Below are 11,751 nucleotides of genomic sequence, written 5' to 3'. Positions count from 1 at the left end.
ATTTCCTTCCAATCATGTAGCTTGGTCTTTCGTCCCATCTCTTTTGCTTGCTTTCTATATTCAGATGGCGTTGTATGGAAATGTTTCTTGAAAGCTACATTAAAGGCTTTAATATCTGCAAAACCACAGCTACTCGCAATATGTGCTACTCCATCTTCAGAATTAGCCAAACGAACTGTAGCCTCTCGTAATCTCAACCGCAACAAATACTCTAAGAATGAAACACCCAATTGGCGTTTAAAGAACTGAGATGTATAGTTCACATTATAACCGCCAATTTTGGCAATATCTTCTAACTCTATCTTCTGCTTATAATTTTCATCAATATAGGCAATCATTTTATCAAAGGTAGCTACAGTCATATCAGCAGGCTTTGTATGTACAGGGATAGTCTTAATCGCATCAATTTCCCGATATATATCACTCATCATGGCTAAATAATGATTCTCCAAGCATAATTGACGATCAGAACTTTCACTATTTACCATTAACAACATCATTTGTGCAGCACGATGACGTAGGGACGTAAAAAATTCATTATCTCGGTTAGTTTTATCTGAACGCAATACAAATTGATACATACCGAAGTTAGGATCAAAGTATTGGAAAAACTCCTTACTTACATGAATAACAAGAGCCGTTGTATCCTCCTCTAAGGCTAACGTAGCATGACCAACTTGAGGAGAAATAATAATTGTATCAAGAGGTTCCATCGTAAAAACCTCACTATTACAACTCATGTCGATTCTGCCCTTTAGCAAGATTAAGATTTCTACGCCACTGTGCCAGTTATAGTGATAGGTACTAACCTTATATATATCACTATTGAAATCTATGTGATTGTGTTTATAGGTGTAGTGAAAGTAATCCATATTAGCTATATGCTCCCTAAAAATTTAACAATAATTATTAAACACCAAGTTTTATAAGCCAATTTTCTCTAACAGAGATAAGGTAAGTATAGAAATACCTCCGCCGATTCCACCAGCTACTGCTATTGTCAAATACGGAATATCAAGAGCTATTTTAAACGTTTTAAAAAACAGCACTATCTGTAAAAGTCCACAGGTTAAGGTTGTCCCAAAAATTACCGCGCCTGCAAAAACCATATTAACAATATTTGTCAGTACAAAAACAGACATAAGTGAAAAAATAAATAACTCTATACTCTTAACTAAAAATATTTCAGAATAAGCATATAAATATACCATAAAAACTCGATTTAATGTTAATGTTGCGTCGGCCCCTCTTGCTATCAATAAAAAGACAGGCACAAAGACAACAGACATAACAATAAAAGTTAAAAATGAACCTACTATATTCCTTGCAAGAGTAGGATTAATTAAAAGTTCGGCTAATGTTGTTGTAGCTTCAGGTTTTAATAAATTGACGCTTACGCTCCCCAAAGTCATGATAAATAGCATTAATACTATATAAAATATAATACCTTTTATAGAACCACTTAAAGTTCCTCTAGCCTGAAAGTATGGCAACCATAAGTTAGGACGCACAACGGCATTAAAAATTTGTCTATATACACTAATAGAGTCAGTACTATTAACCACAAAAACCTCTCTTATTCACATAAAAAATGCACCTCTTATAAATCTAAGAGATGCATTCATTATGATATATATAATTAACAACGGTCAACAGTAATCTTATTTTACATGTCAATAAATTATAGTTTTATGTTTCTACTCTTTAAATTACATAACCGCTGTAATAGCTGCTGCCAAGCCAAAGAAGATGCCAGGTGCATTGGCTAATGCTACTGGAATATCTCTATGTTCTTTGAACAAACCATACGCTACCCATAATGTACAGTTGATCGCAGCTACAAGTGGTTGGATCCAATCACCTGTACCTGGATGAGCTAGGTTGTGCATGATTTGTGGGAAGTAAGATACATACATAGCTACAGCAGTAACAGTTGCAACTTTACCTACGTTTTCCATAAATTTTACTTGATTCATATATCCTCCAAAATTATAACTTACTAATTTTTTTACTCCTGATGAAGTATATTCTACTCAGTTTGGAGAATATAACTATCCAAATTAAAAGGTAGTTTTTATAGTAAAATCCACAGAAAAATATAGATTTCTCTCGATTTACTGTATTTTTAGAGTGTATTGATATATAAATTCACCCATAAAATACATGTAAAAAAGCACTACTTATCAACAGTAGTGCTTTATTTATAACTTTATAGGTTTTCTTAATATAGAAATTTACCCAATTCTAATCTTTCTATATATGTCATAAATTCATCAAAAATAAATTACCGCAAAACGTTTATCATACGAATAGAGTTACTATAAGAATTAGCTACTATAATAATCTAGTTACCATAGAAATATAATAAAACAGCTTTATAAATCCTTTACTACATCGGCTAACTTTTCTTTCAAAGCTTCCAATTTTTTGCTCATAAATTCCAATTCGCTCTTAGCTCGTGAATCATCTTCATAGGACAAGAACGAATGCAACACATCAAGTACATCTTGGTTGTCTACAGAAATTATTTCTTTCCAATCTTGTAAAACAGTTTTACGGCCAATACCTTTTACGTGCTTACGATATTCTGTGGGAGTCATATTAAAATGCTTTTTAAAAGCCATATTAAAGGCTTTCACATCGGCAAATCCACAATCACTTGCAATTCTTGCAACAGCCTCATCCGTACTAGCTAATCGAACAGTAGCATCACGGATTCTCAACCGCAATACATACTCAACAAAGGAAATCCCCATTTGTCGTTTAAAAAACTGCGATGTATAAGCAACATTATAGCCCCCAATTTTTGCAATATCCTCTAACTCTATTTTCTGCTCATAATGCTCATCAATATAGGCAATCATATTATCAAAAGATGCCGGTTTTATATCGCCAGGTCTAGCATTTTCGTGAACCTTTTTTATGGGATCAAACTCTCTAAATACATCACCAGCCAAAGCTAAGTAATGGTGTTCTATCCACATTCGATGTACTGGGCTTTCACCTTTAATCATCAATAACATCGTCATAGCAGCATGATGGCGTAAGGTTGTAAAGAATTCATTATGACGCGTACTATCATCTGAACGTAAAATAAATTGATACGTCCCAAAATCAGAATCATACTGTTGGTAAAATTCGTTACCTACATGAGTAACAAAGGCTATAGTATCCTCTTCAAGGGCTAATGTTGCATGCCCTACTTGAGGAGAAATAATTACAACATCAAGAGGTTTCAGCGTAAAAACCTCACCATTGCAACTCATCTCAACGCTACCTTTTAACAAGATAAAAATCTCAGTTTCTGCATGCCAGTTATAATGATATGTACTAACCCTATATATGTTGCTGCTAAACTCTATGTAGTTATGTTTATATGAATAGTCAAAATAGTCCATTATGCCCTATTGCTCCACATACAAAAAGCATCCCTTAATACTCCAAGGGATGCTTTTATTATCATATATTTATTTATCTGCGGTCAACAGAATTTTAGATGACATAAATACATATTATATAAAGACCTATACAGCAGGTAATAGTCCTAGTAGATATACATTAAAGGTATCACCAGGATGTACTTCATGTACACCACGCGGAATACATGCCAATGCATTCACCGTATAGAGGCCTAACATACTGCTACTATTAAAATGGCGGTTAGCCACAAAGCGTGGGACCCCACCACCAAATATGACTTTACCTTGTACGTACCGATCAAAGGCATTACGCTTAAAAAGCTCTGAATCCATTACGCAGGCCACGACTGGTGTAGTCCAGTTTGCCAACCCTTTATAGCGTTTTAAGGTCGGTGCTACGATTAGATGCCAACCATTGAATGCAGCCCCCGGATTACCAGACAGGCCAAAAATAATTTGACCTTTAGGCGTTACAGCACCATAAGATGCTGCACCAGGCCGCATTTGAATGCGCGCATAAATAGATTTAGCGCCTAATTTTTCATAAATAAGAGGCATTGTATCAAATAGCCCTACGGATACGCCGCCAGAGCTAATGATAATATCAGCATCTTCACTGAGCTGTAACACATGGTTAATTTCAGAGTCTAATTCCTCTGGAGCATCACTGACATGATAGTGCGTAATCTTATGAAAGCCTAAATCCTCCAAGAGTCCACAAATCATAGCTCTATTAGAGTTATAAATTTTACCAGCTGTTAAGCTTTCACCAGGTTCAATCACCTCATGGCCAGAGGTAAGGACTAACACGCGAGGCATTGCATTGACAGCAATCTCAGTCAACCCCAGACCAGTCAAAACAGTTTGTACCGTAGAGGTTACCTCTGTTCCACGAGGAATCACAATAGTGCCAGCACTACATTCCTCACCTTGAGGGATGATATGATCGCCACATTTGTATTTACCTTGAATTATGATTGTTGTACCCGGTTCTCCGGAGCCAACTACCTGTTCTTGCATGATAACAGTATCACATGTATCCGGTATAGGTGCGCCCGTCATAATACGTACTGCATGACCTAGTGCAACAGGTTGTTCCCATACAACGCCGGCGCCTATAACACCGTCAACAATATACTCATTACAATCCGCGGAAAAGGCAATGGCATACCCATCCATGGCAGATTTTGGAAAGGCTGGTACATCTGTAGGGGCAATAATATCCTCTGCCAACACATATCCTTTCGCAGCCTTAACATCAATCGTTTCTACTTTATGAACTTGTGTTTGTAAGGCCTCATCCCATAATTGAAGGGCCTCCTCAACAGTAACGACGGCCATTTAAACACCTCATCATTTCCTGTATGTGACGTACTAATCTAGGTACGTCTTGGTCTAACTTGCTAATTTCGATTATAGCTACTCGATCGATAGAATCTGAGATAAGCTCTTCTGTATGTCCTTCTTGCGTAACCTCTATAATAGGGGCAATGCCTTGGGACCTTGTTTCTAGTATAACTATATCCACAGGCATAAACTGTGATATTTCATACAGATTTGATTGTTCTTTAGTGCGTATACGAATCGCTGTTTCATTAGGGCCAGCAATAGCCACCGCATCAGCGCCAGCTTTATAAGAAAGGTCTGTATCGGTCCCTTCATGATCCATTTGAAAGCCGTGTTTATCACTCTTCACAACGCCTACAGAAAACCCAGCTCGTTGTAACTCAGCTACAAGACGGGTTACTACCGTAGTCTTACCTGTTTTACGTTTTGATGCTACTACACTAATAAGCGGCACACGACGGAACTCATTTTCTGCTAATGCACGAGCCCATTGATAGTCATCATAATGATTTACATTACTTAGCTCCCAATCATAATCACTGGCATCAATAGATTCAACATGACCAATCGTATCAAGGGCATGCTGCAACGATACGTCTTTACCGGCCAGAATAGATGGAAGTAATGATACAATATGAGGTCTATAAATTCCCGCCATAGGTTCTGGCTTACCTCTAGAACCAGTAGGAACTATGACATTCCAATTGTTATGATTCACTTGATATAACCAATCATAATATAAATCCATAGGCATAAATGGCATATCTACAGCCATCACCGCATAGGCAGGACTCATTCCAACAGCTAGAGCACTATAAAGTCCCCCTAGAGGACCACATCGCTCAATAGAATCCCGAACAATAGAAACTTTATTCTTCTCATCGTTCGATAACGTATCAATAATATGAGTCTGAATGGCATGTCCTAACTGATCATCATCACCAATGGAGATGATGATATCATCCACATCCGCTTCTAATCCCTTACGAAGTGCATGAGATATGAGGCTTTCACCATTAACCCAAGGCAATAATGCCTTAGGTTGCCCCATTCGAGAACTCAAACCACCAGCCAAAATAATTAAACCTAATTTATCCACGACGTCCTAAACCTCGTTTAACACCTTGGTAGATGAATAGTAAAACAACAATATTTAAAATCCCATCTGGCACCATATAAGAGGCATTATAAATCATGGAGTAAATCCATGGATTTTGACCTTGAGGTGCATAGCTAGCGAACACAACGGCACCGCTCACAACAGTGGCGATCCAGCGCAATGCAATACCAACAATAGAACCTGTAATGAGTCCAGAAATAGAATCTTTGAAGTAACCACATACACCTATGGCACCATAAGCAACTAGATAATCCAATATAATACTTAAATAGTGTACAGATGATTTAAAGCCTAAAATAAAATGTAAAATACCATATACGACGCCAGCAAAAATTCCCCGTGCACCACCCCAACGATAGGCATAAATCATGAGCGGCACTAAAGCTGCAGCCTTAATGGAGCCTCCTTGAGGCATATGAAAAATCGTAATAAAGGATAATACTTGAGCAATTGCAATCGCCACACCTGCTTCTGCAAGCATGCGAGTTTTGGACTGATCCATGTCAATCAACCTCCCTTTACCATATATATTAATGTATATAACTTGCATAATCTACTTGTATTGTACTACAGTTCGTTTCTGAGTCCAAACAAAATATTCGGAACGTATTGAAAATTTTACGCGACTCTTGTATAATGGTACAGGTTCAATTTGTAATACTCGAAGGAGATATAGAAAATATGATTAATACAACGAACATCTTTGATTATGAAGACGTGCAATTAATTCCTAATAAATGTATCGTAACAAGCCGTAGCGAATGTGATACACATGTTAAATTAGGCAACCGCACATTCCGCTTGCCAGTAGTTCCTGCAAATATGCAAACTATTATCGACGAAGAATTGGCAGAAAAATTAGCTCGTGAAGGTTATTTCTATATCATGCATCGTTTCCAACCAGAACGTCGTATGGATTTTGTTAAACGCATGCACGACCTTAATTTATACTCTTCTATTTCCATTGGTGTAAAACCAGAGGAATTTGCTTTAGTTGATGAATTCAAAAAAGCAAACTTAACTCCTGAATACATTACAATCGATATTGCTCATGGTCATTCCAATGCAGTAATCGATATGATTCAATACATTAAAAAGAACTTACCTGGTACATTTGTTATCGCTGGTAACGTAGGTACACCAGAAGCCGTTCGTGAACTTGAAAATGCTGGTGCAGATGCAACTAAAGTTGGTATCGGTCCTGGTAAAGTTTGTATCACTAAATTAAAAACTGGCTTTGGTACTGGTGGTTGGCAATTGGCTGCAGTTCGCTGGTGCGCTAAAGCAGCTACTAAACCTATCATTGCTGACGGTGGTATCCGCGATCATGGCGACATTGCTAAATCTATTCGCTTTGGCGCTACTATGGTTATGATTGGTTCCCTATTCGCTGGTCATGAAGAATCCCCAGGGGAAGAAAAAATCGTTGACGGTAAAGCAGTAAAAGAATACTTTGGTTCCGCTTCTGAGTTCCAAAAAGGTGAACGCAAAAACGTAGAAGGCAAAAAAATCTTCATCGATTCCAAAGGTTCTATCTTTGATACATTAGTTGAAATGGAACAAGATTTACAATCCGCTATCTCTTATGCTGGCGGTACTACTCTACAAGCAATCCGCAAAGTAGACTATGTACTTGTTAAAAACTCCATCTTCAACGGTGACCGTTAATACCTAGAAATGTAAAAGCCACAGGTTCTATCCTGTGGCTTTTTTGTATGTCATCGATGATATATATAACGAATCACCATATTTATAATAATATTTCCATATTTCAAAAATTTAGCCCCAAAGACATATCGTCTTTGGGGCTATTATTTAAGCGTCTGCTTCCTTTGATTTGTCCATTAACATATAAGCGTATTTACCAGTACCAGCACTAACAACAAGTAATGCAGTCAGTACGATAAATGCCACTGTAAGACTTGTGCCATGAGCAATGAAACCAATCAACGCTGGTCCCATCAAAATCCCCATATAACCAAGCATGGTAGATGTAGCCACAGCTTGTGTCATAGGAATAACATTTTGTTCCCCCATAGCAGAGAATAAGTTTGGTACTACCATGGCTAAAGAAATACCAAGTAATAAGTATGTGTACATGGAGCCATAACCTGGTAGGAATACAATAAGGCCCATTGCAATAGCACCTAACAAATAACCACCAATTACAACTTGTTTAGAGGTTAAATGTTTACCAATTGTATTACCAAGCAAACGACCAATACACATAGTACCATTAAAGAGCATAACGCCCATAACGGCCTCTTCGATAACAATACCTTTATCTTCGAATAAGTATAATGCACTCCAATCCCCTACTGCGCCTTCAACCAAGTAAGATACAAAGGACAAGAGACCAAAGATAATAGCTATCGGATGGAAAGATAGTGGGCTTTTAGATTTTTTAGTAACCTTTGCATTTGGATCACTACCAAAGGTTAACATAAATTGGCTAATCACAACCATGGCAATAAATAATACGATGAGAAGTCCCCAAATACTTTCATTAACAGGTAAGGATAATATTTTTAAGAGCACCAGCAAAACACCAGCACCGGCAAAACCGCCTAAACTCCATCCACCATGATAGGCACCCATTAAGTGTTTCTTACTCACCTTTTCTGTCAAGATAGCTTGTAAATTGGCAGACGCACCACTTAAGCCGACGCCAATACCAAAGAAGAATAAAGCAGCTGTGGTCGTAGCAATTGTAGAACACATGGTAACAACCGCAAGGGATAACATCCCAATAAAGCTAGCTAGTAAAACGACTTTCTTGCATCCAAAGTTCTCTACTAGCTTACCAGCTATGGCCATGGACAAACAAGAGCCTACACCGAGCACTAAAATCATGGAACCCAGTACATCTTCACCGATACTAAGCTTTGCTTTTAAATATGGTACAAAGCCAGCCCATAAGGCGGTATACATACCTGGAATAAAGAATCCCCCAAAGGCACCACGAATATTTGCTGTTGAAATAGAAACTTGATTGCTCATTACATCCTTTCTGGCTTCTAGAACCGTCCGGCGAAGAAAGGCCCTTTTTTATCCGCAAAGCGCTAAAACTTGCATCATTGCAGGAAACCATTTTAATTACATACGATTTATTATTGGAATATAATAACCCTCTTTACAGAAAATGTAAAGAGGGTTATTTAGTAAAATTCAATAACAACTTTATTCGTTAATAGAATTTAATTCAACGCTATTGATAGATGGTTTAAATACAGTCATATATAAAGTATAGATATTAATAAATGGAATAAATATGGCTATTAACCAATAAGCGCTAAGACCCGTATCATGTAATCGTCTAACAGTACAACTAATATTAGCTAACATATACCATATCCAAAAGATCCAATAGATAACTAGACTAGCAACAATAGCAGTTTCTACATTAAATATGTTTTCATAGAAGTAAAACAAAACAGAGTTGAGCGCACTTGTTATAATCTGGAACATAAATACACCCCAGTATAACTCTTGTCTTTTGGCTCTAGTTCGATAATCAAACAGCTTATTGATAAACATGCTTCTAAAGGAATCTATGGAATGAGATAAACCAATTATATCCCAATAATCTTCCCTCTTTTTATCATCGCTAGAGCTATATATCGGTTTATAGGTGATAATATATTCTCCACTCCGCTGCTTTCCATTTGGCAAACCATATTGATTAGCAACTTTACTAGAAGGCACAAAGATTAGCAATAAGAGTACTATATACTCATAGAAAAGATAAATGTAAAAGTCTGCAGTCACTCTAATATCTATATCTGTAAGGCTTTGATTATATCCCCAATAGCCTAGAAGTAATATATTAAAAATTAAAATAATATACTGTAAACACCGTCCAAGAGTACTACCACTATAATCATTTAATCGTCTTTTAACTAATTCCGATAGAATAAAAGCCCCTAAAAGATTAATGATAATTGTCATAATAAGAAAAGTAGGTTTATCAATAATGTAATTAGAAGTAAAAATTACATTATCAAAATACTCCTGAAAAGTTTCATTAAAGTTAAATTTTAGGGAGCCAATAATCCCAAGAAAGTTTATAAAATTACAAAAATAGACTTCTAAAAGAAGAAATGCTACCCCAGCTAAGTATGGAAATCTTGTTAGCCTTTGGTTAAGAAAAAGATTCTTAACATTAGACTTTAATAATAGCCATTCATCAAGAAAGTTAAAGTTAATCATTAACGCTCCGTATTTCATATATCTAAACAAAGTATTAACAACAGTACTAACTCGTACCATACCATATTAAACAAGACTTAGTAAATATCTAAATTTAATAAAGCACCCATATGCCCACACAACTAGTAAGTAACGCCACAAGAACCGGCACGGCGGTACGTTTAAGTAGATCTACGGATTTAATATGCGCCACGCCTGCTACACCGACCATTACCGGACTGATTGGGCTAAGGAATAAGCCTAGGCTTGCACCGTTTTGCATACCAAGCATAGTAGTAATCGGATCCAAGCCTAGATGAGCTACGATATTAGGTACTAGTGGAACCAAAGTAAATAATGGCGCTACATTACTACCTGTCACCATGCTAAGGCCTAACATACCGCCGCCTAGCACAGAGGTAAGTCCTATGGAGTTAAGAGATAATGTTTGAAGTGCCCCAAGCAAGGATTCAATAAGACCTAAACTCACTAGTCCTTGTGCAAAGATTTGTCCCCCTATAATAAGGGTCACTGCATAAGAGAACTGGTTCCCCATACCTTCAAAGAAAATAGTTGTACTCTTAAGTACTGTCCTCAGATTTCGATGACGAATTAATTCAGCTAATAACGCTATACCAAAGGCAAGCATCATAGCAAGGGTAACATTCATCTTCACCCCAGGAAAGCCATATTGACTAAAGCCTAAGATAAAACACAATGGTAATAATGGGAATATCATATACGGCTTAGGCCCTATTGGCGCCTCTGGAATACTTTCACAAGCATCTATAACCTTAGGTTCCTCCACCCGGTCACGATATTTCTGCCAGAAAAAGTGTGCTATAGCCGTCACAATGGCGACTAAGAAATAAAGACGCAACTGGTAGCCTACAAAATAGTTTGGCACGGGCATATTCAAGGTCTTTGCAATAAGTAAGGTAGATACTGCACCTGGCCCCACATCCATGAGATGTCCCGTAGCAATAACCGCTGCCGCCCCTACAGGGCTTACACCTAATCGAAGTAACACAGGATACATAGTGACCATCATAAGAAGTGCAAGGCTCAATGGATTAGGTACACAAATGGATAATCCCATATTGAGTAGAAACATAAGGGCCAGTACAATATATGGGCGATTTAGACGATATAAAGGACGTATAAATGTATGTGCCAATCTCGTCCCTGCCCCAATATGCTCCATATATTTTGCATAACCTGCACAGGTCATAATCATGAGGCCCAGATTGACTATGTTATTTGATGTCGTTATTCTTACGATATCCATTGCATCAAATATGAGAACTCCTGTGGATTGGTCACCAACTAATATGGCATCAATCCAGCTCGCCTCATAAGCGATGAACATCATAAGAATTCCTAAGCCAATCAAAATAGGTTGTGGCTGGTAGCGCTTCATCAATAAAAAGCCTGTAATAGCAATTATGATGAGACATATAACTATATTCATAAGTACCTCTCATAGAGAATGTATTAGACTTACAGCGGATTTATATCACAAATACTACACTTGAATTATACTTATATAATACTTGTATCATACTTGCATCACATCCAACTTATACCTATATTATACCTATACTATACGGAAAATATAAATAAAAATACAATGAAAAAGCACCATTACCCTTAAGATAACAGTGCTTTTAAGATGGA

At 37.1% G+C, this 11,751-nt stretch carries 11 protein-coding genes; 1 reads left to right on the top strand and 10 read right to left on the bottom strand.

Features of this window, described 5'->3' with window-relative positions; all coding sequences use genetic code 11:
• From QZR70_RS02445 to thiT, 7 genes are all read right to left on the bottom strand, one after another.
• A partial coding sequence (locus QZR70_RS02445) for an AraC family transcriptional regulator (protein ID WP_295792879.1) occupies positions 1–872 on the bottom strand: 872 nt, incomplete at its 3' end.
• Between the two features lie 51 nt (positions 873–923).
• On the bottom strand, positions 924–1,565 hold the full coding sequence (locus QZR70_RS02440; protein WP_005385841.1) for a hypothetical protein: 642 nt from the start codon (positions 1,563–1,565) through the stop codon (positions 924–926).
• Between the two features lie 144 nt (positions 1,566–1,709).
• Positions 1,710–1,976: a SemiSWEET family transporter gene (locus tag QZR70_RS02435; RefSeq protein WP_004698672.1), complete on the bottom strand. Its 267-nt coding sequence runs from the start codon at positions 1,974–1,976 to the stop codon at positions 1,710–1,712.
• Positions 1,977–2,375: 399 nt separating this feature from the next.
• The gene (locus QZR70_RS02430) at positions 2,376–3,398 is read right to left on the bottom strand and encodes an AraC family transcriptional regulator (RefSeq protein ID WP_295792877.1); all 1,023 of its coding nucleotides are present in this window, start codon (positions 3,396–3,398) and stop codon (positions 2,376–2,378) included.
• Between the two features lie 126 nt (positions 3,399–3,524).
• A complete protein-coding gene (locus QZR70_RS02425) occupies positions 3,525–4,760 on the bottom strand; it encodes a molybdopterin molybdotransferase MoeA (RefSeq protein WP_295792875.1) in 1,236 nt (411 codons plus the stop codon).
• Positions 4,741–5,865, bottom strand: coding sequence for a molybdopterin-guanine dinucleotide biosynthesis protein B (gene mobB, locus QZR70_RS02420; protein WP_295792873.1), 1,125 nt, complete (start codon positions 5,863–5,865; stop codon positions 4,741–4,743). The genes QZR70_RS02425 and mobB overlap by 20 nt, the downstream gene beginning before the upstream one ends.
• Positions 5,858–6,388 carry an energy-coupled thiamine transporter ThiT gene (gene thiT / locus QZR70_RS02415; protein ID WP_024066595.1) on the bottom strand — a complete coding sequence of 177 codons (531 nt, stop codon included), beginning with the start codon at positions 6,386–6,388 and terminating at the stop codon, positions 5,858–5,860. Before thiT ends, mobB begins: the two co-directional genes overlap by 8 nt.
• A gap of 179 nt (positions 6,389–6,567) precedes the next feature.
• Here thiT and QZR70_RS02410 point away from each other — a divergent pair, with 179 nt between their 5' ends.
• Positions 6,568–7,554, top strand: a complete 987-nt coding sequence (locus QZR70_RS02410; RefSeq protein ID WP_039969037.1) for a GMP reductase — start codon at positions 6,568–6,570, stop codon at positions 7,552–7,554.
• Positions 7,555–7,701: 147 nt separating this feature from the next.
• Here QZR70_RS02410 and QZR70_RS02405 read toward each other — a convergent pair whose 3' ends face one another.
• The 3 genes from QZR70_RS02405 to dcuC form a co-directional block, all read right to left on the bottom strand.
• Positions 7,702–8,886 carry an MFS transporter gene (locus QZR70_RS02405; RefSeq protein WP_295792871.1) on the bottom strand — a complete coding sequence of 395 codons (1,185 nt, stop codon included), beginning with the start codon at positions 8,884–8,886 and terminating at the stop codon, positions 7,702–7,704.
• 180 nt (positions 8,887–9,066) lie between these two features.
• Entirely contained in the window at positions 9,067–10,113 is a 1,047-nt protein-coding gene (locus tag QZR70_RS02400; protein WP_295792868.1) for a DUF805 domain-containing protein, read from the bottom strand.
• 76 nt (positions 10,114–10,189) lie between these two features.
• Entirely contained in the window at positions 10,190–11,545 is a 1,356-nt protein-coding gene (gene dcuC, locus QZR70_RS02395; RefSeq protein WP_295792866.1) for a C4-dicarboxylate transporter DcuC, read from the bottom strand.
• Positions 11,546–11,751 lie beyond the last annotated feature (206 nt).

This window comes from uncultured Veillonella sp. (genome assembly GCF_900545205.1).
Taxonomy (GTDB): domain Bacteria; phylum Bacillota; class Negativicutes; order Veillonellales; family Veillonellaceae; genus Veillonella.
The sequence above is the reverse complement of the archived record's forward strand: the minus strand, read 5'-3'. Positions and strand labels throughout refer to the sequence as shown.

Bases quoted from the DNA above. Each gene is read 5' to 3' on its own strand.
- QZR70_RS02435 (WP_004698672.1), bottom strand. From the start codon at position 1,976: ATGAATCAAGTAAAATTTATGGAAAACGTAGGTAAAGTTGCAACTGTT.
- QZR70_RS02430 (WP_295792877.1), bottom strand. From the start codon at position 3,398: ATGGACTATTTTGACTATTCATATAAACATAACTACATAGAGTTTAGC.
- QZR70_RS02425 (WP_295792875.1), bottom strand. From the start codon at position 4,760: ATGGCCGTCGTTACTGTTGAGGAGGCCCTTCAATTATGGGATGAGGCC.
- thiT (WP_024066595.1), bottom strand. From the start codon at position 6,388: ATGGATCAGTCCAAAACTCGCATGCTTGCAGAAGCAGGTGTGGCGATT.
- QZR70_RS02410 (WP_039969037.1), top strand. From the start codon at position 6,568: ATGATTAATACAACGAACATCTTTGATTATGAAGACGTGCAATTAATT.
- QZR70_RS02405 (WP_295792871.1), bottom strand. From the start codon at position 8,886: ATGAGCAATCAAGTTTCTATTTCAACAGCAAATATTCGTGGTGCCTTT.
- QZR70_RS02400 (WP_295792868.1), bottom strand. From the start codon at position 10,113: ATGAAATACGGAGCGTTAATGATTAACTTTAACTTTCTTGATGAATGG.
- dcuC (WP_295792866.1), bottom strand. From the start codon at position 11,545: ATGAATATAGTTATATGTCTCATCATAATTGCTATTACAGGCTTTTTA.